Raw genomic sequence first — 26,556 nt, 5'->3', positions numbered from 1 at the left:
ATTGCTCAATTTACTAATGCACAGTTAATAAGCAAACTCCACTAACAGCCCTATTACAAAGCAATGCTTCAATCTGGGCTTTATACATAGTGGCTGCGTTAAATACTTTACTGCGTGCTTTTGTCATAAAAATTGCTCTAGTTAGTAAAAAAATGATCTATCACATATCGTTATACTTTTTCAGACCACACAGCAAACTCATTGCCACACGGGTCTGAAAAATGAAATCGGCAGCCACCAGGAAAGTTAAAAACAGGTTTGGTTATTTCTCCCCCATGTTGTTGAACTTTAGCCTGCGTTGCCGTTATATCATTACTGTAAAACACCAACAGTGGAGCACCATTTAACGCGTTCGCAGACAAAGGAGCTTGGTAAAAACCGCCATCAAGCCCTGCATGCTCTTTGCTAAAAGCGGTGTACTCAGGGCCATAGTCCGTAAACTGCCAATTAAATACAGCACTGAAGAACGCTTTTGTTTGTTCTAAATCTTTTGCTGCAAACTCAACATAATTGAGTTGTTCATGATTTGCCAAAATCTAATCCTTAATAACTAGTTAACGTTGGTTGACCTGTGCTTTTTTCTGTATTAAGAATACAAGCAGTTAAAAAAAATAGCGAATTATTCGATAAGATCATTCTGATTAAAAAAATAAGTTGCGTAAATAAACATATATAACTGTGTAGCGAAGCTATGCTCATCACGTTAAGATGGGTTAAATATAACAACAATAAGAAACTACAAATGTTTAATAAAACGAACGCATTAATTTACTTTTTAGCCTTCAGTAGTGGCTTTAGTATTATGGGAATCGAGTTGCTAGGCGGGCGGATTTTGGCGCCATTTTTTGGTAGTAGCGTACATATTTGGGGCAGTATTATTACCGTGTTTATGCTGAGCCTGTCATTTGGGTATTTACTTGGCGGTAAAATGTCGATTCGCAATCCATCGTTAACAAAATATGGACTGATTTTTTTAGTCGCAAGTATCATGGTGCTACCAATCGCATTGTTTGCACAGCCTATAATGGCGTTTATTTTCAGTCATATAGAAGATAGCCGTTATGGCTCTTTACTCGCCTCTACCGCATTATTTTTCATTCCAACCATTATCCTCGGCATGATTTCACCCTACTCTGTTAGATTACTCGTGACTGACCGTGAAAGAAGCGGCCAAGTTGCTGGCGGGTTGTACTTTGTAAGCACCTTGGGAAGCGCTTTAGGCACTATAATTACCTCTTTTTATATGGTGCTCGCATTTGATGTTAATAGCATCATCATTGGCTTTGCGACTTTAATAGGCAGCCTTGGGTTACTGGCGATAGTCGTTGATTCGTTAGCAAAAAAAGAGGTGGTTTATGCATAAACTCGCTGCTTTATATTTAGTTGCAATAGCCTTATTTACCTCCCAAACAAGCGCAGAAGTCATCCATAGTGAGCGCTCTTTATACAGAAATATATTAGTAGAAGAAAACGGCGATTTACGGTGTTTAAAGTTTGACGAAAAAACCCGTATGAGTAGTCAAAGCTGTATGTACATAAGTAAACCGAAGCAACTTGTTTTTAACTACACAAAACTCACTTTTGCGAGTTTATTAATGATTGACGACCCTAAAAATGTGCTCATTATTGGTTTAGGTGGAGGAACACTGTCTAATGTAATACACGAACTCTACCCTAAAGCCACAATTGAAAACGTAGAAATTGACCCAGCCGTGATTAAAGTAGCCAGAGATTACTTTGCTTTTGTAGAAAACGATAAAGTTACATCAAAAGTACAAGATGGCCGTATTTTTATTAAACGTGCCGCGATAAAAAAACAACAATATGATTGGGTTATTCTTGATGCTTTTAATGGCGATTATATTCCTGAGCATTTGTTAACTAAAGAGTTTTTCGAAGAAATTAAAAGTGTGCTTGCACCCAATGGAATTGTGGCTGCAAATACATTTTCATCAAGTAAATTATACCAGCATGAATCAGCGACATATCATGCGGTGTTTGGCGATTTTATTAATGTCTCTACCACTGAAAATAGTAATCGCATCATACTTGCAGGGTTTAAGCACATGCCCACACAGCAGCAACTTGCCAGTCGAATAAAAAAACTAAGCCCACAACTATCACCTTATGGTATCGACTTGACTGCAATCAGTGAAGGAATGGCCTCGACCAAAGACAATCAAGATTGGCCTGCAAATACTAAGGTATTAACCGACCAATACTCGCCAGCGAACCTACTTAACTTTTAGCCCGCTTTATCGCCGACCAACGTCGGCGACAGCACAACACTTACCCCTTACTATTGAGTAGGTATTTGATTGACGCTTTTCACTATTATTTAGCGAAAGTGGTGATTAACTGCGTTTTAAACAATCAAGCTTAACATTAAGTTATTGATAATTATAAGTTATAAAAACGGCCCAATCATTGCTGAGTAAATAAACTTCATAACAAGAGACATTCACCAATGTTAGATATTCAATCATTGAGCCATCAATATAAAAAAGGTAAAGACAAACAACGGGCTATTAATGATCTGTCTTTGCACGTTAAACCAGGCATTTTAGCGTTGCTTGGCCCTAACGGAGCGGGTAAATCGAGTTTAATGAGAATTCTAGCCACCATCACAAAACCTACACAAGGGACTATTTTGTATAAAGGCCAGGATATTGTTAAAGCGCCCCAATTATTACGTAAAGAGCTGGGCTATTTGCCTCAATATTTTGGCGTGTATGACCAGCTCTCTGGTGTTGAGTTTTTGCAATATATGGCAGGATTAAAAGGGCTTGGCAACGCCCAAAGCAAAAACGTTATTGACGACTTACTTAATAAGCTAAATTTAACCCACGCAGCAAACAAACCTTTAAAAGGGTATTCCGGCGGTATGAAGCAGCGAATAGGTATTGCTCAAGCTTTATTAAACGATCCCCAATTACTTATTATTGACGAACCTACCGTAGGCCTTGACCCACATGAACGTTCGAATTTCAGGCAATTGTTAACAGAGCTCTCTACTGACCGTTGTATTATATTCTCAACGCATATTGTCTCTGATGTTGAATCAATTGCTGACCATGTTGCGATTATGAAAAATAGCCATCTTATTCGCTCATCCACCGCTGCACAATTGCAACAAGAAATAGCGGATAAGTGTTGGACACTGAGCGTTGAGCACAACGAATTTAAGCGCTTTCAGGATGAGTTTATTGTTAGCCATAGTGTAAAACGAGCAAACAAACTGGCGCTTAATATTGTTTCCCCATCTAGCCCTAGTGAAAAAGCAACACTTAGAGAAGCCACGTTAGAAGATGCATATTTGTATTTTACCCGTGATCACGTTGCGCCTACGTGTAAGCAAAGAGCAAGCTAATGAAACAAATATGGCAATGTATTATCGCTGACTTTAAGCAGCGCACACGACAACAGCGCTTTATTGTAACTTTGCTATTAATGTCGGTATTAACGTTATTGTACTTTCCACCACCTGATGCGCAATATCAAACGCTGGTCATTAATGGCTATCGCGGTGTTTACAATAGCGCCTGGATTGGGCTTTGTCTTGCCATGCTCAATGTGATGTTTTTACCTATTATTTGTTTTTATTTAGTTAAAAATGCGCTTGAATTAGACCGACAATCAAACACCTGTGAGTTAATTGCTGCCACCCCCATCAACACACACGCATTTGTATTTGCTAAGTGGACGGTCAATCTATTTATTTTGCTGATTATCGTTTTGGTTATGTTACTCACGAGTCTCTTTATTCAAATGTATTACGGTGAGAGCTATCAATTGAATATATGGCCTTTTGTATGGCCGCAGCTGGTGTTTGTGCTCCCTTTGTTGTTCGCTATTTCATCCATCGCTATTTTGTTCGAATCAATAAAATGGCTGCGAGGCGGTTTGGGTAATGTTATTTATTTTTTCTTATGGATTGGCTTCTTAACTCAAAATATCGAGGGAATGTCGGGGATCGGTGCAATACTTGAAAACCTAGAAACTGAAGTAGCAACCCGTTTTCCTGCTCAACAAGGTATGTCTAACATCGGTATCACAACCAGCAATTCTGTAAACACCTTTTTATGGGATGGATTTACGCCAAGCTCACCTTACCTTGTTGGAATGCTGCCTTTATTGGCAATCAGTTTGGTAGGTTTGATACTGGCTTTTTGGTGCTTTGACCGTTTTAGCCATGCCTCAACAACACCGATAAAAGGAAATTCGGTCCTTGCAAGCTACCTTGAAAAAGTCGCAATCATGCTTGATACCTTATTTATAGCCGCAACAAAGTCATTTTCGTTCACACGCTTTGTTAGGCTAGAGCTTAAACTAATGCTCAAGGGACAAACTAATGGTTGGTTTATTGGTTTGTTTGTTTTAAATGTGTGTCAGCTATTTGTAAGCCAGGAGTTATTAATAAGTGCTTTAATACCACTTTCATTGCTGTGGTGTGTGCTCGTGATTTCGCCGTTGGGGCAACTAGAAAAGCAAACCAATACCCTTGAAATAATGACCTACAGTAAACGCACCCCCATATTACAAAATACAGCCAGTTTAATTGCAGGGTGTACTGTGCTTTTAATCGCTTGCTTTGGTGCTTTTGCCCGACTGACTATAATGGCTCAATGGTTATTGATGATACAGCTATGCATTGGCATTGTGTTTATGGTTTCGCTTGCTTATTTTTGTGGTGCATTTACCCAAACAAAACGCATGTTTGAAGTACTTTTTCCGGCTATTTGGTACTTGGGCCCAATTCAAACTGGGTTATACCTTGATTTTATAGGTGTTGATAGCCAAGCCAGTTGGCATGCTGGAATGCCTTACTACTTTTTAGCCTGTGCGGCCACCATGGTTACACTAACAATGAGTGTAAAACAAACACGCTAGTTAGCAAATTAATCTACCTATACTCCTCCTAAACGAGTGTAGGTAGATACATACTCGCCTGCACCACTTTGCAAAAACCATTGCTCTGACTACAAGCTAGCCAGTCATACTCTTAAGTAAGATTATTTTCTTGAGAATTATTCTTATTGTTGTCCCCAAACAAAAACTGTTATAACATAACAAATGTTACGATATAACAAAATAAAGGATTCTCATGATTGAAATAAGTCACCTGAGTAAATCGTTTGGTGATAACAATGCCTTAAACGATTTATGCTTATCTATTCCTGCGGGGCAAGTCACCTGCTTACTCGGTGCTAACGGCGCGGGTAAAAGTACCACGCTAAATTTACTGCTAAACTTTATTACCCCTGACTCTGGTCGAATAACCATTGATAATATTGATGTGCAAATGGAGCCAGAAAAAAGTAAACAAAAACTTGTTTACCTCCCAGAGCAAGTAAATTTATTTGAAGAATTCAACGCGATTGAAAACCTGCAATACTTAGCCTCACTTACAAAACAAGTTACTAGTACCGAACAAGTTGAAGATGCACTGATTCAAACAGGTCTGCAAAAAAGTGCGTGGTTAAAGCCTTTGAGCAGCTATTCAAAAGGTATGCGACAAAAAGTAGGCATTGCATTTGCTATTTTGCGACAAGCAAAAGTGCTGTTACTTGATGAGCCAACATCAGGGCTTGATCCAAGTGCGACCCGTGAATTTATCAAAATTATAGAGTTGCTAGCACACCGTGGTGCTGCAATTTTAATGGTGACACATGATCTGTATTGCGCGCATAGCCTGGCAAAGCAAATAGGCATTATGAAACAAGGAAAACTGTGTACCTTACTCGATAATAACACCCTGACTCTTGATGAACTTGAAGCACATTACCATCACATCATCTCAGGTGATCCATTACCTAAGCTTAACGTGCTAACTAATACTGACTCTTTAAAACCAGAACTTGTATAAAGAATAGGAAAATCAACATGTGTAGTACCCGCCTTTCGCCAATTAGTCTTGCGCTATTAACTTGCTTGAGCATTTCAACAGCTGCGTACGCTGACGATGAGCAAAACAAAGATTCAACCTTATTTATTGGTGAAGTGATTGAAGTTATAAACCAAAATAATGCTGCAAAAGAGGCACAATTAGTCGGCTCTGTAGACATTATTAACCGAGATCAATTACAAAATGAACACGTGAATGTCACTGTGGATTTATTAAAAAAGGTTCCTGGTGTTTATTTTTCACGTTTTAACCAAGGTATTATCTCCACTGATGTGGCTATTCGTGGCTTTAATGCTGAAGGTTCAATGCCACACACCAAGTTACTGATTGATGGCGTACCCAGTAATTTGCACTTGGGCTTGGGCGAAATGGATGCGCTGTTCCCCATGGAAGTGGAATCAATCGAAGTTGTAAAAGGCAATCATGATGCGCGCTACGGTTTACATAACCTAGCAGGAAACCTCAACTTACGTAGTCGCCGCGATGATGCCAAAGAAATAGAAGTGCTCGTGGGCAGCTTTGATACTTATGAAGCACAGGGCTACTTTGGTGACGTAAATAACACCTTCTCACAGCATTACTTTGTTGGTGTACGTGAAACTCAAGGGTATCGTGATCACAGTAACTTGGAAAAACATACTTTTTCAGGAAAATGGTTTTATCAACCCACTAATCAAACCGAAGTAGGTGTCGTTGCGCGTTATTTTGATTATGAAGCCGATGCACCAGGGTACCTTACTGAGGAAGCCGCAAAACGCGATGCAACCCAATCAGCTGATTACGCTAAACATGACAGTGGTGATAAACAAACTCAACATCTCAGTGTTCATGTGGATCATGCATTTGATAAGCAGTGGCAGCTGAGTGTAAAAACCTATGTTCAACAATTTGATCGCCACCGCTACATTCAATATACCGCATCATCTACTCAACAAGAACGATTAGAAAAAGATCGCCAATACGGTGCGATTGCAACATTAAGTGCTGTATTGAACCCATCTTGGTTGTTAACGATGGGCCTTGATTATCAAGCGCAAGAAAATACTAATGAACGTTTTAGAACCAGTGAAAAAACCCGTCAATTGCAATTTCGTGATTGGGATTTTGATTACAATAATGCCGGTGGATTTACGCAACTTCAGTACCGAGGTGAGCGACTATTGTTAAGCGGTGGTCTTCGCCTCGATAGCTTTTCCGGCGACTTAGTTGATGGTATCAACCAACAAACCAAAGCAATCAACGATGATGGGGTGATTTTACAACCCAAATTTAATGTTTTGTATGAACTCACCGATTCACTAAATATTTTTGCGAACTATGGCGTTAGTTTTCAAGCACCCACAGGCAGTAAAGCCTACCTTAGTGAGAACAACCCTGGCTTTGAGTTTTCTAAAAACTATGGCTATGAAACCGGTGCAAAATGGCAGTTATTTGAGTGGTTAAATACGCGAGTGTCTATCTGGCAGCAAGATGCTAAAGATGAACTAACACCAAAAACAGATGGCTCGGGCGGCTTTGATAATATTGGCGAAACTAAACGACGAGGTTGGGACCTCGCCTTTAGTGCGGATATAAGTTCAAACTGGTCTAGCTTTGCATCGTATACCCGCCAAGAAGCTAAACTGGTTGAACCCGGTGAAGCTAAAATTGCGCAAAAAGGTAATTGGTTGTTAGGCGTGCCGGAGTTTACGGCTACCGCAGGTGTTATTTATCGCCCAATAGAGAAGCTGAAAATGGCGGTCTATGGGCATTTTCAAGGTGATTATTACGTAAGTAACGTCGTTCAAGATAAGCAATACGGCGATTATAAGCTCGTTGATTTAGCCTTTAATTATGATTTAGGTTGGGGTAATGCAGGCTTTAGAGTCAACAACCTATTTGATAGTTACTCTGATTATGTTTACTTGATTGGCGATGAAACAATCCATTCTCCTAGTGATGGTCGTTCAGTCAATTTAAGTCTGTCATATAGATTTTAAAAGGAATGCTACATGTCTAATGGAATAAGTTGGCGCGTGTGTAAACACGAGCTAAAACAAAAAACAAAAAATAACACGCTTTGGTTGTTGTTTGCCTTGATGCAACTGTTACTCGCCGTTGCTTTATTTACCAGTTGGCAGCAGTACCAGCAAAGCCGCGCGCTGCAAATTAGCTCACAACAATTAGTCGAGCAACAGTGGCTAGCACAACCAGACAGGCACCCACACAGGGTGGCTCACTTTGGTCATTTTGCTTTTCGCCCTCCTAGTGCATTGAGTTATTTTGATATTGGCGTGAATAACTGGGTCGGTAACAGCGTATTCTTAGAGGCCCACAAACAAAACAGTGCAAACTTTGCTAAAGATGATCAGGCTGCAACCTTACTTAGGTTCTCTGAATTATCCGTGGCTAATTTGCTTTTATTTGTTTGGCCTTTAGTGTTAATTGGATTGGGGTTTTCTACAATAAGTGGCGATCAAGAGCGCGGTACGCTTAAACAAATGTTGGCTGTGGGTGTCAAGTTTTCGCATTTATTATGCGGAAAAGGCTTGGCTTATACACTATTAAGCTGTGCATTTTTATTACCTGTTTTTATTGTGTCTATCGTGTTGTCATTGGCCAGCGAAGCTGTATTTACTAATGATGTGTTTTATAGAATTGGGCTGTTGTTTGTACTGTACTTAGCCTATTGCGTATTTTGGATAAGTGTTGTACTTTTAGTATCAAGCCTCACACGATTGCCAAAACACAGTTTAACCGCATTAGTAACGTTATGGTTTGTATTGCTCGTGCTGACCCCTCGCACGTTGGCTGATATAGCACAGCAGTTACACCCCCATAAAAGCCGTAACATGCTGTCATTAGCAGTACAAACTGACATTCGCAAAGTGGGTAATAGTCATAATCCAAACGATCCTCATTTTAATGCATTTAAACAACAGATTTTAAAAAAGTATGCCGTTGATACAGTGGAAGATTTACCTGTTAACTACCGAGGTCTCATCATGCAAGAAGGTGAGCGTATCAGCGCTGAAATTTATCAACGTCATTATCAAAACCAGCTTGATCAGTTTAATGCTCAACAGGCATTTATTGGCAAGTTTTATTGGCTTAACCCCTATTTAGCGGTTAGAGACTTGTCGATGGCAATTAGTGGTGTAGACAGCCGGCACTTTTTTAATTTTGAGCAGCAAGCGGAACAGCATCGGTTTGAACGAATTCAAGGGTTAAATAAGATACATACCAACGAGATTGATCACCACAACGACCGCGAACAACGCGTATCGTCATCAATGTGGCAGAACTTTCCTAAGTTTGATTATCAGCCAGCTTCACTTAGTTGGTCTTTAAAGCACAGTTTTGTGGCGATTAGCTCATTTGGACTTATCACTTTAATACTGCTGGTTGTGTTGATCACACCACGCATCCAACGTAAGGCGTTTATTCATGCTTAAATTTGAACTTAAACGGTTACTTTCGCCGCGTGCCAATCAAATTAGTTTATTGGTGTTTTTACTTAGTGCGTTGCTAGCGATTTTTTTAGGGGCCAACGCGTATAAGAATATACGTAAAGACCAAGTCGTTGCGAATATTGTGTTTGACAAAGAACGCGCTCATTTAAAAGAAAGCGGAAAGCTGCCCGAAATGGGATCGCTCGCTTACTATGCTAAAGCACCTACACAATGGCAATTGTCGCCTTGGGCCGCGCTGTTTACTGGGCAAAGTCAAAATAACTTAGCGGCAATGAAAATAAATGCACTGGCCTTGCAGGGTCAAATTTATAACAAAGAGGTGATCAACCCCAGTAAGCATCGTGCTGGAGGGTTTGATTTAGGCTTTGTACTTGCTTATATTCTGCCCATTCTAATTGGTGTGCTGTGCGTTAACTTGCTCAGTGATGAGCGTCAATCAGGGCGGTTTAGATTGCTTAGTGCGTTTGCTGGCAATGCAGCAAAAAAAATCCTTATACGTGCGCTGCTGTTACGCTTTTATATGGTATCAGGGCTAATTGTTATTTTATTTATCGTGGCTGCAGTGTTACTTTCTTTACCGCTCAATGGAGTGTTTTTATCGGTAGTTGGGCTGAGCATTGCGTATTGCGCTCTGTGGTTTCTAATTGCGGGCGTTATTGTGAGTTTAAACCTAACAGGCTTATTTAACAGCCTTGCTTTTATCAGCGTTTGGCTTGTTTTTGCCGTACTGATCCCCGGAGCCATTCATTTAGTTTTAAACCAACAATACACGCAACAACCGGCATTACAAGCCAGTGTTGAGCAACGTTTAATCTTAAATGATGGCTGGGATCAAGACATGCAAGCGGCGCTGACGCGCTTTAGTAAGCAGTATCCTCAGTTTAGTGAAAAGCTTAGCTTTGAAGGGCGATTCCATTGGAAATGGTACTATGCCATGCATCAACTTAGTGATTTAGCTGTGCAAGAGCATTGGCAGGCGCATCTTGCTGTACAGCAAGCCCGTGATAATAGTTTATCGCGCATTGATTGGTTGTCACCAAGCTTAGTGTATCAACGCGCCCTCAATTCGTTTTCAGGAACAGATACTCTCGCTTATCAACGCTATCTGTTGCAAGTGAGCGCATACCATAAACAGGTCAGTGAATTTATCTACCCCTATTTATTTAATGATACCCCGGTGACAAATGCTGATCTTGATCTGTTTCCAGCGTTTGAGCCAAGTATAAGCCCTGTCAGAAGCAATGAATTATATTATGGCATTGTATTATTTGTGATTCTGTGCGGCTTGTTCACGGCTATTATTCGCGTACGCTTTAGGCACCTCGCGGTTACCTAAGCCTTTAACATTCAAGTGATAACGTGCTTTGCCAGCATGTTATCACTTTAAATTCACCGCCTAGGTATTAACCATAGCGTGAGCGCTCCCGCCAAAATCCCCCAAAATGCAGAACCGATTGAGTAAAAACTTAAATCTGAAGCAGTTACTAAAAATGTGATTATTGCAGCTTCTGTGTAATAACTATCAGACAATGCTTGCTGTAAGCTAGACGCTATTGTGGTGAACAATGCAATGCCTGCCAAAGCGAGAATAAGCGCCTGCGGCAAACTGGCTACTAACCCGACTAAAGTTGCCGCACCTATTGCCATTAAAATATAAAAGCCACCGCCTGCAATACTGGCCCAATAGCGCTTATTGGGGTCTTTATCTGCATCTTCACTCATACATATTGCGGCCGTAATCGCTGCAAGATTTATTGCATAACCGCCAAATGGGGCAATTAAAATATTCGTAAAACCTGTCACATTTAGAGATGCTGAAACTGGCGCGGGGTAGTTATGTGCTTTTAAAACGGCAATACCAGGAAGGTTTTGCGAGGTCATAGTGACAATATACAATGGAATACCAATGCTGATCATGGCTTGTAGGTCAAATTCTGGCGCAATAAAAGTAAATTCACTCACTTTCCATTGCCAACTACTGGTATCAATCTGCCCTGTAGCACCTGCCATAACAAAACCTGCAGTAAGCACCATGAGCATAGCGAACCTAGGCATTAGTCGTTTACACAGTAAATAGGTTAAAACCATTGCACCAATTATAAGCGGCTTATCGCCCATAAAATTAAATACATTAATTCCAAACGTGACTAACACACCGGCTAACATGGCACAGGCTATTTGACTTGGGATCCGTTGCATTACTTTTTCAAACCAACCCGTAACCCCTGAAATGAATACCAAAAAAGCGCTCAACATAAACGCTCCCACTGCCTGATTTAAGCTGTAACCTTGTGCGCTGGTTATCAACAATGCCGCCCCGGTTGTCGACCATGCAATAAGAATAGGCAGTTTATAATAATAGGACAAAGCAATGGAGGTGCCGCCCATTGCAAGACCGAGCATCAGCACCCAGCTAGCCACTAGATCAGGCGTGCCTCCGAGCACTATGACGACTTGATAAATCAATGCTATCGAACTGGTGAAACCGATTATCACCGCAACTAACCCTGCCGTTATTCGGTTTAATAGTTGATCGGATAGCCCCATAAAGCACCTTAGGTTAAGGAGTGTTTAACGCTTATTTATACACAAATCAACTTACGGTGCTAGGAACAAAGTTAAAACTATGACTAAGGTCTAAACCCAAACCACCTCAAGATGCAAAATTCAGCGTGTTGGTTTAAAAGCGATGCTCGCATCTTGGGGTGACTTTGTTGTGATTCAATGAAACCGTATGAACAAATAAAATGTTTATTGTTCAACCAAGGCGGGAAAAAGTGTTTGTCCGTCACTGTCTATTTCATTGAGTACTTTTAGTCCTAGGACATTTGCAATAAGCGGATAAATATCAAGGTTATTAACCTCTTTAAGAACTAGGTTCTGCTTAAATGCAGGGCCTTGCGCAACGAACGTTGCCGCCATATCCTCACTATAAGCATAACCATGGGTGCCTAAATAATTAATATGTGCCTTGTGTGTAAATGCTTTAGGTGCAACAGTTTGTAAAATTATATCGCCCGTGCGGCCATTATTTTTGTAGTGATAAGCCTCTCTCTGACTATCGGTTAACACGATATAGCGCCCTTTTGCAGCTTTAACTAACCGTTGCTTATAAGCTGATATTTGTGCTCGTGTAGTACCTTGATTGGCATAAATCAGTACCCGAGGACCAGTATTTTTAACCATAAATGCCTCATCTTTTGGCAAGGTTTTTAACGCAATACTTTGCTCAGGATCGACTTGGCTCATGCCATGATCTGATACCAATACTAGATTGGCATTAATCGATAATTCATTGATTCGAGTATGTAGCTGCCCCATTAAATTATCCAGCTGCTGAACAGCGTCTCGAGTTTGCATTGCATCAGGACCAAATTCATGGCCCATTGTGTCTACTAAAGAAAAGTAGCTGATCACTAAGCGGGGTCGCTGTGCTGCTGGTAATGTTAACCACTGCAAGATTTGATCAACTCTTTTTTGATAATCGCTGTGTTTTGAATAATGGTAATAATAATCCGGTAGCATGCCGTTAAAGCGAGCATCAGATTCGGGCCAAAAATAGGTTGCCGACTTTAGCCCTTGCATTGACGCTAAATTCCAAAGTGGAATGCCACTTAACCACGTGCTGTCGTCTTTTCCTTTACCCATGCTGTAACAGTCACTTCGTATTGTGTCGCAAAAACGATTTTCAACAACACCATGATTTATTGGTAATAAGCCCGTAACTATCGATATATGGTTGGGAAATGTTTTTGTTGGGTAGACGGGCCGCATTTTTTGGCCTCTTACTCCTTGCTTTGCAATATTCGCTATATTTTTAGCGCCGTGCTTTTCAATGTAATCCCAACGAAAACCATCGAGAGAAATAAGCACAACGGTTTGCTCCTCATTGGCCTTGGTTGGCAGGCTCAGTAATAAAAGAACAATAATAGATAAATTTAAAAGTAGCTGGCGCATTAAAGTGCTCCTAAAGTTTAGCGCTAACATCATAGAAAAATTTACGTAGAAATAAAATAGCTTTACCTATTATTTCAAGCTGTTAGATTTAAGGCATAGACCACACATGAATGGATTTATTATGATCGACTTTCAAAAGAAAATAACACCTGCTAGAGCCGAGCGCAGCACAGCTAACCTAAACATGGCATTGGAAAGCGATCGTGGTCGAATAATCAACAGCGCGGCCATAAGGCGCTTACAACAAAAAACGCAAGTATTTCCATTAGAGCGCAACGCAGCCGTTCGCTCAAGGCTTACACACTCACTAGAAGTTCAGCAAGTGGGTCGATTCATCGTGCAGCGTATTTTTCATTTTTTAACTCAACAGCAAATTATTAATTATGGCTTATCGGATTTGGAGCGACCATTAGAAAGCTTAGTTGAAATGGCCTGCCTAATGCACGATATTGGCAACCCACCGTTTGGTCATTTTGGTGAGGCAGCTATAAATAAGTGGTTTCGCACTCATTTATCCAGTGTCACACCTGAGCGCTGCCAAACCCCAAATACCGGTATTAATGTTATTTTTAAGCACTTAATTGAAGACATTCAAAACTTTGAGGGCAATGCACAAGGCATTCGTATTGTACACTCTTTACTCAGCTTAAACTTAACCTACAGTCAAACGGCAGGGATTCTAAAATATACCCGCCCAGCGAGTATGGCAAAACAAGACAGTCCAAAAGATAAAAGCTACCTAATGAAAAAAGTAGGATACTACTTCAGCGAGAAGCCGTTTATTGACGCACTGCAAAATGAGCTTGAAATCAACCAATACTGTCGTCATCCAGCAAGCTATATTATGGAAGCTGCAGATGATATCTCTTATTGCTTAGCAGATATAGAAGATGCAGTAGAAAAAGGCATAATCAGTGTTGAGTTATTATGCGATAAATTAAAACACCAATATAAACGCACCCTTATTAATCTAACTATTGATGATACTGAACATTTAAATTTCGTTGAGAAAGCAATTGATTACGCGCTCAATAAGGCCGCCGCTCAACCTTATAACTTTAATAGTGAGTTTTTTATTTACTTGAGGGTGTCGTTACTGCATCCACTTGTGAACCATGCAGCAAATCGCTTTATTGAACATATTGAGGCTATTTATCATGGCGATTTTAACCATGCTCTTCTTGAAGACAATAGCCATTTACATGCAGTCACTAAAACATTAAAGCAAGTGGCACTTGAACATGTATTCAATCATCAAGAAGTGGGTAAACTAGAGTTGCAAGGCTATCGTATTATTACTGGATTGCTTGACTGCTATAAACCCTTATTAGCACTTAACTGCGATGAATTTAAACGAGTAATAAAAGGGGATACAACATTTTTGATTGAGTCTAGGTTAATAAAAAAGCTTTCTAATAAACACCTTAATAGTTATCAAAAAGCAATTAATGATTTAACGCACGAGCCGGACCACTTTTGCGCCTATGAGTTTTACTATCGTTGTCGCCTTATTCAAGATTACATAAGTGGTATGACAGACCAGTTTGCCTATGATGAATACCGTTCATTAATGGCCATTGACTGATCTCAGATCTGTTAAATAAACGGATTCGCACATGGGCGGTACTAATTGCTTGCTAGATAATTTGCCAGAGTAATATTAAACTAAGACTATTGTTTATTTATCATTAAATGTGCGCCAATGATTTTATTTTTACGCCTTTTCTTTTTGACGTTGCTTACCTGTAGTTTTAACACTACAGCAAAATACAATGAAGCGATGTGTATTTTGTATAAGCAACAGATGCAGCAATTTAGTGATGATAAAAGCAGTCGTAGTTATCGAAACGCAAGAAGAGACTTTAATAAAAACTGCAGTAATCCACCACCAGTTGAAAATAAACCTCAGCAAACGGTTAATGAGCCAGCACCGATTATAAACAGTCAAAGTGCTGAACAAGATAACGATGCGCGTAATGACCTTAATAACATTATTGATCAAAGTATTGTAGAAGATACGCTATCTATAAACAAAACTGTAAACCCCCTTGACGCAAATGACACGCCAAAACAATCTGAGATTAAATTATCTGAATCAGATTTAGAAAAAACAAATACAAAGGTTGATCAAAACCCACTTATTGAGGCTGAAAACAAGCAAGAAATAGAGTATAACGCTCAGAATACTCCCACTGAGTCGCAACCTAAGCCAGCTATAAAAGCAGCTAAGGTGCAAATCAATAAAGCCGCAGCACCAGCTATTACATCACCTGTCATAGCTGCAAGTGGACAATCAACATCATTGACCACACCGATTCTTATTATCGTGTTAGTGTTACTGATTGCTGGATTAGTGATTTATAAACTTCGCATTAAAAAACAATCAGCCGATTCATCCACAACGCTTACCAGTAACGCAGTGGTAACGCCTGCCACAATGCCGACTCAGCAAGACTCGCAGCCAACGCCACTATCGGATTCAAAAACAGACATGGGTGCATTAAACACAGATGCAGCTGCACCTGAAAAGAAATTGTCCATTAATCAGGACATAGGTGAGCCCAACGCACACAGGGTTAAACCTGAGGTTGTAAATACGCCCTCAGTAGACTCTACAGAACAACTCGAAGCCGACACAGCAGATGATGAGCTGAATGAATATAGCGAACGCGAGATAGAGCCTATTGCACCGGTAACGCACGACGAACCAAACCATAAGCCTGCCGATGAGTCAGCAACGTCACGTATTAAAAACGAACATGACTTTAAAGAGCCTGAAGTACGTACATTTGACCCTAATGCGCCATTGCCTGGGCAGAAAAAAGAATCGTCCCCACAAGCTCAAGTTAAAGAGACTCCTATTGATACTCTAAAGCAAGACTCTCCCGCTGATTTAGCTGATGCTACGACAGAACATTCAAGTGAGCATAGTAGCCATCAAGATACTTTAAATAAGCAGCTACCTGAGCAAACAATTGACCCAGCAGATAAAAGTGAACAACCACAAAACATCAGCACTGAAGAACATGAGATTGAACAAGCGCTCAATACATTAAATACACAGATTACTGAGCAAGATAGTTCTTCAGAAAGAGTAGATGAAACATCTGACAAACAAGTTAAAGCCAATCCGTTTGCAAACCTGTCGTTAGACCCAACATGGGATCCAAACACTAAAGAAAAGCCAACCATAGAACCCAAAAAAGCGGTTCCAAAGTCAGCTGAACTCATTGCAGCAGAAGAGCGCGCTAAGCAGTTGAAGACCGATGAATAATACCAATCCGTAATAATACTTAATCATTTTTTCGGGGCTATACGTGTCGCTAACTGCGTTAAAAAATTCTCTTTTAGAACAACTAAATAGCGAATTTTTTGCCTTGCTATCAACACGTTTTCACCCTCAAAATAGATCACTTAATTAAGCGAATTGGTATAAAACGAGGCTAGCCTTTTTTGCTCTGACGGAGGTATAAAAAAAGCCGCATAAATGCGGCTTTGGGAGGTTAGTCTCACTGTGTTTGGGCGTGTCTCCAAACGAGTGAATACGTTACCAAGGAACTTTGCTGATTACGCTTTTACTGACTCAAGCGCAATTTTAACCATTTCATTAAATGTACTTTGACGCTCATCGCTCGGTGTAGCTTCACCAGTAATTACGTGGTCGCTAACAGTGAATAACGCCATAGCTTTTGCACCGTACTCGGCTGCAACGCCATACATACCTGCTGTTTCCATATCGACGGCTAACATGCCTAACTTATCAAGCTCTTGATAAAAAGTGTTGTCCGCTTGATAGAAAGTGTCAGTGGTAAAAACGTTACCTACTTTTGCTTTGATACCTAGCTCTTTAGCGGCATTAACACCGTTTAAAAGTAAGTCAAAGTCTGCAATAGCAGAGAAGTCATAGCCACGTACGCGAGCACGGTTTACATTTGAATCTGTGCTGGCACCTTGTGCAAAGATAACATCACGAATTTTAATGTCGCTACCAATACCGCCGCATGTGCCTATACGAATAAGGTTTTCAACGCCGTAACTAACTATCAATTCACGGGCATAAATTGACATAGATGGAATACCCATCCCAGACCCCATAATACTGACTGGCTTATCTTTGTAGGTACCGGTAAAGCCATACATATTACGAACGCCTGTTACTTTAACTGCGTTATCAAGAAAGTTTTCTGCAATATATTGCGCGCGTAGTGGATCGCCTGGCATTAAAACCGTTTTTGCGAAATCACCGTTGTTCGCTTCGATATGCGGAGTACTCATTATTCGTTTCCTTTTACAATTGGCGCTTTTAGCTTGTCGATAAAGCCTTCACCATAGTCAAGTGCAGGTAAGTTAAACCACTGGGCAAGGGTTTGACCTATGTCTGCAAAACTAGCACGTTCACCAAGGGCCGTATTTTCAAGACCTGGTTGGTACGCAATTACAGGTACATATTCACGGGTGTGCTCACTGCCCGGGAATGTTGGGTCACAACCGTGATCCGCTGTAATTATTAAAATATCATCATCATTAAGCTGCTTAAGTATAGTCGGTAAAAAATCATCAAACTCTTTAAGTGCTTTGGCATACCCAACAGGGTTGCGACGATGGCCAAACTTTTCGTCAAAATCAACGAGGTTTGTAAAAATCAAACTATGATCAGGCGCTGACGCCATTACTTCAGTTGTTTTTTCGAGTAAATTTTGTAAGCCTGGGGCTTTGTGTTTTTGGGTAATACCTTGGTGTGCATAAATGTCTGCAATTTTACCAATGCTAATTACTTGGCCGCCGTCATCTGCTAATTTATCTAGCAATGTTGGTGCTGGCGGTAATACTGAATAATCACGACGATTGCCCGTTCTAGCAAAGTCTTGATTAGTCGAACCCAAAAATGGCCGCGCAATCACTCGTCCTATGTTCATTTCATCAAGCAGCGCCCGTGTGATTTCGCAGACCTGATAAAGTTTTTCTAGACCGAAAGTTTGTTCATGCGCGGCTATTTGAAACACGCTATCAGCTGAGGTGTAACAAATTGGCATACCTGTTTTGATATGCTCTTCACCTAGCTGTTCTAAAATAGTGGTTCCTGATGCATGGCAGTTACCTAAAATGCCAGGAATACCGGTACGAGCAATTAACTCGTCAATAAATTCTTGTGGAAAACAAGGCTGTGTATTCGGGAAGTAACCCCAATCGAATAACACAGGTACACCCGCCATTTCCCAATGACCTGATGGTGTATCTTTACCGCTTGAGAGTTCTTTAGCATAACCCCATGCTGCAATTGGTGTTTGACGGTCGCTAATTAAGCAAGGCTCTTTACCTGCCGCTTCACATGCATCAACCAACCCTAATAGCGATAAGTTAGGCAGAGAAAGGGCTTCGCCCGTTTCCTCTGAGTAAGCTTTCAGCAGATGTGCAAATGTGTTTGCGCCTAAATCACCAAATTTATCAGCGTCAGGAGCAGCACCTATGCCTAAGCTATCTGCCATCAATATAATTGCTCTTGCCATACTCACCTCGTTAATCCAATGTGGCTACTTTATCTGCTGTTGCTTTTTACCGTACAGGACATAAGTCCTGTTTCATAAAACCTAAACATTATAAATTTCACATCTTAGAGCGAAGCAAGAGAGATTAATCGTGTCTTTTTTGCTATTGTGATCTACCAACAATGTATCCTTATGTGTGGATGAGAACTTTAGTGACACGAACAATAATAGCTATTGCTGGCGCTTCTGCGTCGGGCAAATCTCTTTTTAGCCAAACTATTTACAATGAGTTGGTTAATGAGCTTGAACCAGGCGCTATCGCCGTGATCGAAGAAGATGCGTATTACAACGATCAATCGCATTTACCGTTTGACCATCGTACGCAAACGAACTACGACCACCCTGATGCGTTTGAACATGAGTTAATGTGTAAACACCTGACTCAATTACGCAATGGAGAAGCAGTAGAAGTTCCGACTTATGATTACGCCCAGCACACGCGTAGCGACAAAACGCGAACAGTGATGCCAGCAGAGATTCTCATAGTTGAAGGGATTTTATTGCTTAGCGATAACGCGCTAAATAAAGAATTTGATATCAAAGTGTTTATTGATACACCGCTTGATATTTGCCTAATGCGCCGTATGCAACGTGATATGGAGCAACGAGGCAGAACATTACAGTCCGTTGTTGAACAATATCAAGCGACGGTGAGACCGATGTTTTATCAGTTCATTGAGCCCTCAAAGCACAAGGCTGATTTAGTGGTCACACGTGGCGGCATGAATCGTGTTGCGATTGATATAATTAAAAGTAAAATAAAATATTTACTGCAAAAATAACAACGGGAAATAACTAAACATGACAACATTTATGAGCTTAGTCGGCATGTGTGTGCTGCTAGGCATTGCTTTTGCGGCATCAACCAACCGCAAAGCAATTAGTTTAAGAACGGTGGGTATTGCGTTTGCCATGCAGTTCATTATTGGTGGGTTTGTGCTGTTTTTCGAAGCAGGTAAAAACGCCTTAGTAAGCATGTCAAAAGCCGTATCATCGGTAATTGGTTTTGCCAATGACGGAATATCATTTTTATTCGGTCCCCTTGCAAGCCAAGATACCTTAGGGTTTATTTTTGCGGTACAAGTTTTGCCAGTTATTGTGTTTTTCTCTGCGCTAGTTGCAGTACTTTACCACATAGGCATTATGGACTGGATTATTAGAATCCTCGGCGGTGGTTTACAAAAACTATTAAAAACATCGCGTACTGAATCGCTTTCAGCGACCGCCAACATTTTTGTTGGTCAAACTGAAGCACCGTTAATAGTGAAACCATTTATTGCAACAATGACAAAGTCGGAATTGTTTGCAGTGATGGTGGGTGGCCTAGCCACTGTAGCAGGCTCTGTGATGGCCGGTTACGTAATTATTGGCGTAGAGCTTAAGTATTTAATTGCTGCCAGCTTTATGGCCGCACCAGGTGGTTTTTTAATGGCCAAGATGATCGTGCCAGAGACAGAAACCCCCAAAGACACATTGGCCGATCTTGATGATAATGAAGATAAGCCAGTAAATGTGATTGATGCAGCTGCATCAGGCGCAGCAAACGGTATGCATTTAGCACTTAATGTAGGTGCCATGTTATTAGCATTCGTTGCTTTAATCGCGCTTTTAAACGGTTTATTAGGTGGTATTGGTGGCTGGTTTGATTACCCTACACTGACACTACAAGAAATTTTAGGTTATATATTTGCCCCAGTCGCTTGGTTACTTGGTGTACCTTGGAGTGAAGCAATTATAGCCGGCAGTTTTATTGGTCAAAAGTTAGTAGTGAATGAGTTTGTTGCTTACTTAGACTTTATAAATTATCGCGATACGTTAAGTGCGCACACACAAGCGATTGTCACATTCGCGTTATGTGGGTTTGCTAACTTATCATCGATAGCCATTTTACTAGGTGGATTAGGCGGTATGGCGCCTAGTCGGCGAAAGGATATCGCACGCTTAGGGCTCAGAGCAGTGTTAGCAGGATCTATGGCTAACCTTATGAGCGCCGCAATTGCAGGTTTTTTCCTCTCGCTAGCTTAGAAACTTTGAGATGAGCCTTAGTTGCAAAACAATAGGATAACGCTTTAAGGGGTTAAAGCATTATCTGACTTGAACGATACTTCACCAAGGGCCGCAAGGCCCTTTTATCGTTTTAATACCTTTAACTTTTCATATTCTGATCTTTGCTACTATACTGATTTTATTAAGGCAAATTAAGGTCAATCAATGCGAACACTGCTTTACGCTTTGCTAATGCTATTTCCACTATTTGGTTTCAGCCAACCTCAAATTCAGGTTGTGACTGAACTTTCACCGCCTAATCAAACTCGAATAAATGATGAAGTTGCAGGTACCAGCACCAACATTGTAAAAAAGATATTAGAAACTGCTGCTGTAGACGCTTCTTTCTCAATTTATCCTTGGGCCCGAGCATACAAGCTTGCCAGCAAAATAGACAATACACTCATATACAGCCTAGCTAGAACCCCTGAAAGGGAGAAGCTATTTCACTGGATTGGCCCTGTAGCGCAATTTAAATTAGGTTTTGTGAAGCTCTCAGAGCGAAGGAATATTAAAATAACAAGTCTAGAACAGGCAAAAAAGTACAAAGTAGCGGTTCAACGACATGACTTGGCTTTTCAAGTTTTATCAAAGCATGGCTTTGATCTACTTATAACTTCGGATATCAAGAAGTCTTACAACTTATTACTTGCTAACAAAGTAGACCTAATAATAGATGACGAAAATTTCATACCTGACATGGCAGACCAGTTAGCCATCGATCACAATAAATTCAGCTTCACATACCCAATAGATGCGCTTCAAGTCAAAGGCTATCTAGCAGCAAATATAAATTTAGAGCATCAAATTATAGATGCATTAAAAAAAGCGTTTAGTGAAGTGAAAGAAACACCTGAGTATAAAAAGCTAATGAATAACAATTAGTCTGTCTTAATCATGCTTTTTAAATAAGGCAGCCTAAATTGCTCAAGATCATCCGCCTGTTTTAATGCAGCTAACTCGTTATTAAATTTATCAACAATTTCTTTGGGCACAGATTTATTAAACGCAAGGTAGTTTCCTTTTAGTTTATCAACGGGTAATTCAATTAACCTAACTACGTCAGCGCTATTGTGGCCATATTGTTGTAATTGATAATCAAGCAACGATTCTGAACCGAGAATAAGATCGATCTTATTTTTAAAAAATAAATTAATGTACTCGTAATGGTGGGCAAAGTTTAAGAGGTTTTTATCTTTCACAAAACCAATGTCATGCACTAATGGCGCGTACACATCATCGCGAACTAACCCTAAGGTGTAGGTACTTAATTGACTCAGCTCAGTAGGGTTTATGTGGTCATTACTCGCGAGTCGATAAAAAAATGTACGTGAAGAGGCTAAAGGGCCGACCCATTGAAACAACGACTCCCGCTCTAGAGAACGTGCTGTCGACACTAACCCTGAAGCTTTATTTTTTTGAGCCAAATAATACGCCCGTGTCCAAGGTAATAACTCAAACTGACAATCAACGTTAACGCGTTTGCATAAAGCGCGAGTGATATCAAGGTTAATACCTTGCAACTGACCTTTATTTGAAAAGTTGTACGGCGGGAAGTGCTCTGTATATATAGTAATTAAAGGCTTGGCATAACCTATAGCCGAAAAATTTAAGCAACAAAGAAGTACAAAAATGTTACGGATAACTTTCTCCGACAACCACTGATAATCACTAATAATAGGCATTCAGCGTGATATCGTCAATTTTTAAGCACAAAAAAAGCGCTATATAAGCGCTTTTTGGATTTTACCTAAAAGGTAAAATTATACAGCAGTGATATTTTCTGCTTGAGGACCTTTTTGACCTTGTGAAAGAGTGAACTCTACACGTTGGCCTTCAGCAAGAGTTTTAAAACCTTCGCTTTTGATTGCTGAGAAATGTGCGAAAACGTCTGGACCATTTTCTTGCTCGATGAAACCAAAACCTTTAGACTCGTTGAACCACTTAACTGTACCTGATACGATGTTAGACATAGTAATATCCTGATATAAAAATAAAAAATTGCCCATGTGGGCGGGTGTAGCAAAAAATGAGATGGTACTTAAAAAAACTTCAGGACGGTACTACAAGTATTACTTATACAACAACGAAATGGAGATTTATAAATTACATGCTTTCTTTCTAGCTGCGGCCTACTATATAGAGTTGGCAGTTTATGTCAAACCTTTTGTGATTTTATTTTTAATTTAACGCTGAAAGCACCTTGTTTATTTTACCTGCTTTAGCCATTAAACACGTTTACGCAATGAAGTTATTTTAAAAATAGCGCTGACTTTATTTCCAGCGCTGTTACTTATCCAACGCTTTTAAGCTGTTACGGCTTGCTCTCGGATGTTATTGCATAGCTCAACCCAATCTGCTGATTGCACTTTGCCTTCGATTCTACGTCCAAACAAAGTCATGACTGTGCTGCCATGAGCATCAAAAAATTCGATCGAATGAACGAAAGTATCACCATTGTCAGTTGGCTTTTTAACGACAAATGCACGAGAGAACTGCTGACTTTTTACATGCAAGTTAAAATTGTTATCTAGGACGTTATACCACGATCCAACCTGTTTAAGATTGGTTAATGTTCCAGAATAAATTTGCACGGCTGCGTGGTTGTTGACAAAAATCATTAATTCGCTTTGTTGTTCTCGCACAGCTTCAAAAACATCGGTTAAACAATCAGGCGAGACTTCTTGTGCCCATTGCTCACCTGCAATTTCAAGCCCTTGAGTACGGCTAACTGCAAACTTAGTTAATAATGCAGGAAAGTGGTGAACATCTTGTAAGCTCTTCCAGCCCTCTCTAAAACCTTGAATATCGATTTCAGCCAATGCTTTTTTTTCATCAACCACTATTGCAGGTGCGGTTATATTGAGCGGTGCGTCTTGTTGTTGCACCTTAAATCTTTCAACTAATTGTTCAAATGCAGTAAAGTCAGTTTGGGTAGTGGTAAATACCTTGTGTATAGCAACTCCGTATTTATCAAAAAATTGAATACTGCCCTGGTTTTTTTTGGTATGAAGCGCAAATACGCTATGCCATTTTGAGATAAACAGGCGTAAATCGATACCTCCAGGGTTAATTGCAATAGCCGTTTTAGTATCATTGCGCTCTGAGCAGTAAATTTTTTCATAACAACCTGAAATTTCACTCACCACGTGCTCGTTACGCGTTAATGCCATAACATGATTCAACTTTTTAAATGCTTTCAATATCGCTTCTATATTAGTGTTATCAAGCTTGGTTACACCTTCACCTACCTGAGCTGCAATAAGTTGCGCTTCTTTTATATTTAATTGCTGCGCAGCGTCTATGGCTCTTATATTTGGTTGCTGTTCACATAACTGGCGATAACGTTGTAAAATAGTCATTTTTTCGTACCTTCATGCTTATCTAAAGCTCGAGCCGACATCGCAAGCTGAGCTTTAGATTCAACCACCTCAAGCAACTTTTTACCTTGAGGAGGTTGAGTATTAAAATTTAAAGCTAACTTGAGTTTTAATATTACGGCCTACGCCATAATCACCAATAGCACCGCCAGTACCGGCCATCACTTGGTATTCCTTATCCAATAAATTATCCACCGCAACACGTACATTCCAGTCATCACTAAAATCCCAGTTGGCATTGAGCCCTACTAAGGTATAGCTATCTTGCTGTGTCTGTTTGTATGATCGGGTTGCAACGTCATAGGCTTGAACCGTTCGCGCAGCAATATCCTGAACGCTAATCCCTGTGCGTAGGCTTGAGTCGAAGAAAAATAAACCTGCCGTGAGCGCCAGTTTATCTGCAGGTAAATACCATAAAGGTTCACCATCTTGGTCTTCACCTGATATTTCGCTGTAAGCAAGGTTTGCATAGCCTATTGAGTGGGCGTAATTCACTTCAAGTTCGAAACCATCACGATCATTATTACCGCTGTTGTTGTAGCGAGGTGCAGGAACTGGGTTGGTCACAGAGCTAGTGTTTGACTGAATTTCGTCATCAACCTGAGTGTCAAAATACACAATGCGCCCAGTTAATGAATCTCGATCAGAGAACACATTATCTGTTTGATAGCTCATGCCTATTTCTTGGTTTTGGCTATTTTCGGTTTCGAGTGCTAAATTAGGGTTACGACCACCATATAAATCATATAGCTCATCAATTAACGGCGCCCTAAAGCCTTCTTGATAACTGGCAAACAAAGCAAATTCATCAGTGAACTGATAATTTACAGTGAGCGCTGGGACTACTTTTGAATGCTCAACCTTGGTGTCTAACTCTGCGTATTTGCTAGCAAACAGCGATGTTGGTTTACTACTGTATTTTTCATATCTAACACCACCGGTTAATGTAAATGCCTGCCAAGTAAATTCATCTTGAATATACACACCAATACGTTTTTGTTCGCCACCTGGTTGCGACGTCATTTGGCTATAGGTTAATTCGGGGCTGTACTTAATGCAGGCGTATGTCTGCATATTGTATTCTAAGCATGGATAACTTTGCTTATCACCTACACGCTCTTTGTCTGAGTACTGTACACCGTAAGTAAGTGCATGCATACCTATTACACTGGTGTTCATAATATCGAGCGTATTTATATTATATTCATAATGAGATTCAACGCCGATATAATCTTCTAACATACCTTTGCCATCGCTTTCTGTAACATGGCTTTGGCTATTTCCAAAACGTATAGCTAAATCAAGGTATTTGTTATTAACCGGGTTTAACTCATAACTAAAATTAGTAACCGATTGCTTTACTCTGCGGTAAACTGTGCCCCAAGCGCCCGGATCTGTGGTATTAAACTCTGTTCTTTGGGCATCTTCACTTTGACTATACGAAAGCCCAACTAATGAGTCATCCGTTAAGTAATACTCACCTTTAAGCAATAAAGACTCGGCTTCGATTGCAGAGTTATCAAGTGCTTCACCATTCGATAACTCAAAATCATCACTTTGTCGCCGAATATACGCGGCTAAAATATCCAGTGAATCGGTGGGGCGAGCGTACGCATAAACGCTGCCATTGTTCTCGTTATTATTGCTGTGATGCCCGAGTTTAATTTTTGCGCCCGCTGTTTGATTGGGTTCTAAAAAATCACTAGCATCTTTAAGCTCCATTTCTACCACGCCACCAAGCGCACCACCACCATGCAATACGGTACTTGGACCACGTTTAATACTAACAGTCCGATATAAATCAGCGTCACCAAAAAAGCTGCCCATTCGGTACTTTTCAAAAGTTTGAATGGCGCCGTCAACACTCACAAGCACATCTTCGGCATCACTAAAGCCGCGCACACTAAACTTTTGCCCTGCGGATCTCGGCCCCCCAGTGGCTGTTACATTGGGTACAGCAATCAAGCTATCAAATACGGTTGTTGCCAACACATCTTCAATATCTTCAGCACTTATAACATTCACAGCTTGCGAAGAGTTCAACACCGTTTTTTCTGTTCGGGTCGCAGTAACCGTTACAGCATCAAGCGTTGTTGTGAGTTTTGGTTGTTCTGATGGGTTTGTTTGTGCAATCACAGGTAGTGAAACACTGGCAATGCATAAAGCCAGTTTTGAAAGGCGCATGTTGTCGCTCCATAAAGTTTGTAGTTATTAGGCAGTGAGCTTGATTAGCCCCCTAATCACCAAACTCATACTGGTTTAAAACATGA

22 protein-coding genes are annotated in these 26,556 nt (G+C 40.4%); 13 read left to right on the top strand and 9 right to left on the bottom strand.

All coding sequences use genetic code 11. The annotated features are described in order from the left end of the window. Window positions 1–170 precede the first annotated feature (170 nt). A complete protein-coding gene (locus ACFI4Z_RS04800; protein WP_462669565.1) occupies window positions 171–533 on the bottom strand; it encodes a VOC family protein in 363 nt (120 codons plus the stop codon). Window positions 534–742: 209 nt separating this feature from the next. Between ACFI4Z_RS04800 and ACFI4Z_RS04795 the strand changes: the two genes are divergently transcribed. The 8 genes from ACFI4Z_RS04795 (at window position 743) to ACFI4Z_RS04760 (ending at window position 10,693) form a co-directional block, all read left to right on the top strand. Continuing rightward, window positions 743–1,363 carry a fused MFS/spermidine synthase gene (locus ACFI4Z_RS04795; protein ID WP_462669564.1) on the top strand — a complete coding sequence of 207 codons (621 nt, stop codon included), beginning with the start codon at window positions 743–745 and terminating at the stop codon, window positions 1,361–1,363. Next, window positions 1,356–2,249: a spermidine synthase gene (locus ACFI4Z_RS04790; RefSeq protein WP_462669563.1), complete on the top strand. Its 894-nt coding sequence runs from the start codon at window positions 1,356–1,358 to the stop codon at window positions 2,247–2,249. Before ACFI4Z_RS04795 ends, ACFI4Z_RS04790 begins: the two co-directional genes overlap by 8 nt. A 218-nt stretch (window positions 2,250–2,467) precedes the next feature. Next, complete coding sequence (locus ACFI4Z_RS04785; protein WP_462669562.1) at window positions 2,468–3,370, top strand: ABC transporter ATP-binding protein; 903 nt, start codon at window positions 2,468–2,470, stop codon at window positions 3,368–3,370. Next, entirely contained in the window at window positions 3,370–4,890 is a 1,521-nt protein-coding gene (locus ACFI4Z_RS04780; protein ID WP_462669561.1) for a hypothetical protein, read from the top strand. Before ACFI4Z_RS04785 ends, ACFI4Z_RS04780 begins: the two co-directional genes overlap by 1 nt. Before the next feature lie 214 nt (window positions 4,891–5,104). Continuing rightward, window positions 5,105–5,866 carry an ABC transporter ATP-binding protein gene (locus ACFI4Z_RS04775; protein ID WP_462669560.1) on the top strand — a complete coding sequence of 254 codons (762 nt, stop codon included), beginning with the start codon at window positions 5,105–5,107 and terminating at the stop codon, window positions 5,864–5,866. A gap of 17 nt (window positions 5,867–5,883) precedes the next feature. Next, window positions 5,884–7,884: a TonB-dependent receptor gene (locus tag ACFI4Z_RS04770; RefSeq protein WP_462669559.1), complete on the top strand. Its 2,001-nt coding sequence runs from the start codon at window positions 5,884–5,886 to the stop codon at window positions 7,882–7,884. Between the two features lie 12 nt (window positions 7,885–7,896). Next, window positions 7,897–9,339, top strand: a complete 1,443-nt coding sequence (locus tag ACFI4Z_RS04765) for an ABC transporter permease (protein ID WP_462669558.1) — start codon at window positions 7,897–7,899, stop codon at window positions 9,337–9,339. After that, window positions 9,332–10,693, top strand: coding sequence for a DUF3526 domain-containing protein (locus ACFI4Z_RS04760; RefSeq protein ID WP_462669557.1), 1,362 nt, complete (start codon window positions 9,332–9,334; stop codon window positions 10,691–10,693). The genes ACFI4Z_RS04765 and ACFI4Z_RS04760 overlap by 8 nt, the downstream gene beginning before the upstream one ends. Window positions 10,694–10,746: 53 nt before the next feature. Here ACFI4Z_RS04760 and ACFI4Z_RS04755 read toward each other — a convergent pair whose 3' ends face one another. Together ACFI4Z_RS04755 and ACFI4Z_RS04750 are read right to left on the bottom strand one after the other, a co-directional pair. Next, window positions 10,747–11,904: a benzoate/H(+) symporter BenE family transporter gene (locus ACFI4Z_RS04755; protein ID WP_462669556.1), complete on the bottom strand. Its 1,158-nt coding sequence runs from the start codon at window positions 11,902–11,904 to the stop codon at window positions 10,747–10,749. A 204-nt stretch (window positions 11,905–12,108) separates the two neighbouring features. Next, entirely contained in the window at window positions 12,109–13,314 is a 1,206-nt protein-coding gene (locus ACFI4Z_RS04750; protein WP_462669555.1) for an alkaline phosphatase family protein, read from the bottom strand. 118 nt (window positions 13,315–13,432) lie between these two features. On the opposite strand from ACFI4Z_RS04750, the gene dgt reads away from it, so the two are divergent. Both dgt and ACFI4Z_RS04740 read left to right on the top strand, forming a co-directional pair. Next, window positions 13,433–14,899, top strand: a complete 1,467-nt coding sequence (dgt, locus tag ACFI4Z_RS04745; protein ID WP_462669754.1) for a dGTPase — start codon at window positions 13,433–13,435, stop codon at window positions 14,897–14,899. Window positions 14,900–15,016: 117 nt separating this feature from the next. Beyond that, a complete protein-coding gene (locus tag ACFI4Z_RS04740; RefSeq protein WP_462669554.1) occupies window positions 15,017–16,588 on the top strand; it encodes a hypothetical protein in 1,572 nt (523 codons plus the stop codon). Between the two features lie 293 nt (window positions 16,589–16,881). Here ACFI4Z_RS04740 and deoD read toward each other — a convergent pair whose 3' ends face one another. Further along, a complete protein-coding gene (deoD, locus tag ACFI4Z_RS04735) occupies window positions 16,882–17,589 on the bottom strand; it encodes a purine-nucleoside phosphorylase (protein WP_462669553.1) in 708 nt (235 codons plus the stop codon). Further along, the gene (locus ACFI4Z_RS04730; RefSeq protein ID WP_462669552.1) at window positions 17,589–18,821 is read right to left on the bottom strand and encodes a phosphopentomutase; all 1,233 of its coding nucleotides are present in this window, start codon (window positions 18,819–18,821) and stop codon (window positions 17,589–17,591) included. The genes deoD and ACFI4Z_RS04730 overlap by 1 nt, the downstream gene beginning before the upstream one ends. Window positions 18,822–19,012: 191 nt before the next feature. Between ACFI4Z_RS04730 and udk the strand changes: the two genes are divergently transcribed. The 3 genes from udk to ACFI4Z_RS04715 all read left to right on the top strand — a co-directional run bounded on the left by udk (window position 19,013) and on the right by ACFI4Z_RS04715 (window position 21,791). Beyond that, complete coding sequence (gene udk, locus ACFI4Z_RS04725; RefSeq protein ID WP_099293154.1) at window positions 19,013–19,642, top strand: uridine kinase; 630 nt, start codon at window positions 19,013–19,015, stop codon at window positions 19,640–19,642. Window positions 19,643–19,661: 19 nt separating this feature from the next. Then, window positions 19,662–20,885: a NupC/NupG family nucleoside CNT transporter gene (locus ACFI4Z_RS04720; RefSeq protein ID WP_099293156.1), complete on the top strand. Its 1,224-nt coding sequence runs from the start codon at window positions 19,662–19,664 to the stop codon at window positions 20,883–20,885. 186 nt (window positions 20,886–21,071) lie between these two features. Next, entirely contained in the window at window positions 21,072–21,791 is a 720-nt protein-coding gene (locus ACFI4Z_RS04715) for a substrate-binding periplasmic protein (protein WP_462669551.1), read from the top strand. Here the strand turns inward: ACFI4Z_RS04715 and ACFI4Z_RS04710 are convergent. The 4 genes from ACFI4Z_RS04710 to ACFI4Z_RS04695 all read right to left on the bottom strand — a co-directional run bounded on the left by ACFI4Z_RS04710 (window position 21,788) and on the right by ACFI4Z_RS04695 (window position 26,470). Next, window positions 21,788–22,591 carry a substrate-binding periplasmic protein gene (locus tag ACFI4Z_RS04710; protein WP_462669550.1) on the bottom strand — a complete coding sequence of 268 codons (804 nt, stop codon included), beginning with the start codon at window positions 22,589–22,591 and terminating at the stop codon, window positions 21,788–21,790. The two genes, ACFI4Z_RS04715 and ACFI4Z_RS04710, sit on opposite strands and share 4 nt — an antisense overlap. Window positions 22,592–22,669: 78 nt before the next feature. Then, entirely contained in the window at window positions 22,670–22,879 is a 210-nt protein-coding gene (locus ACFI4Z_RS04705) for a cold-shock protein (protein ID WP_058559473.1), read from the bottom strand. Between the two features lie 333 nt (window positions 22,880–23,212). Next, window positions 23,213–24,268 (bottom strand): hemin-degrading factor, encoded by a 1,056-nt coding sequence (locus ACFI4Z_RS04700; RefSeq protein WP_462669549.1) that lies wholly within the window; start codon window positions 24,266–24,268, stop codon window positions 23,213–23,215. A 102-nt stretch (window positions 24,269–24,370) separates the two neighbouring features. Further along, window positions 24,371–26,470, bottom strand: a complete 2,100-nt coding sequence (locus tag ACFI4Z_RS04695; RefSeq protein WP_462669548.1) for a TonB-dependent receptor domain-containing protein — start codon at window positions 26,468–26,470, stop codon at window positions 24,371–24,373. Window positions 26,471–26,556 lie beyond the last annotated feature (86 nt).

It is taken from the genome of Pseudoalteromonas sp. RWi3 (assembly GCF_054960735.1).
Note: the sequence above shows the minus strand (reverse complement) of the source record. Positions and strands in the feature narration are given on the sequence as shown.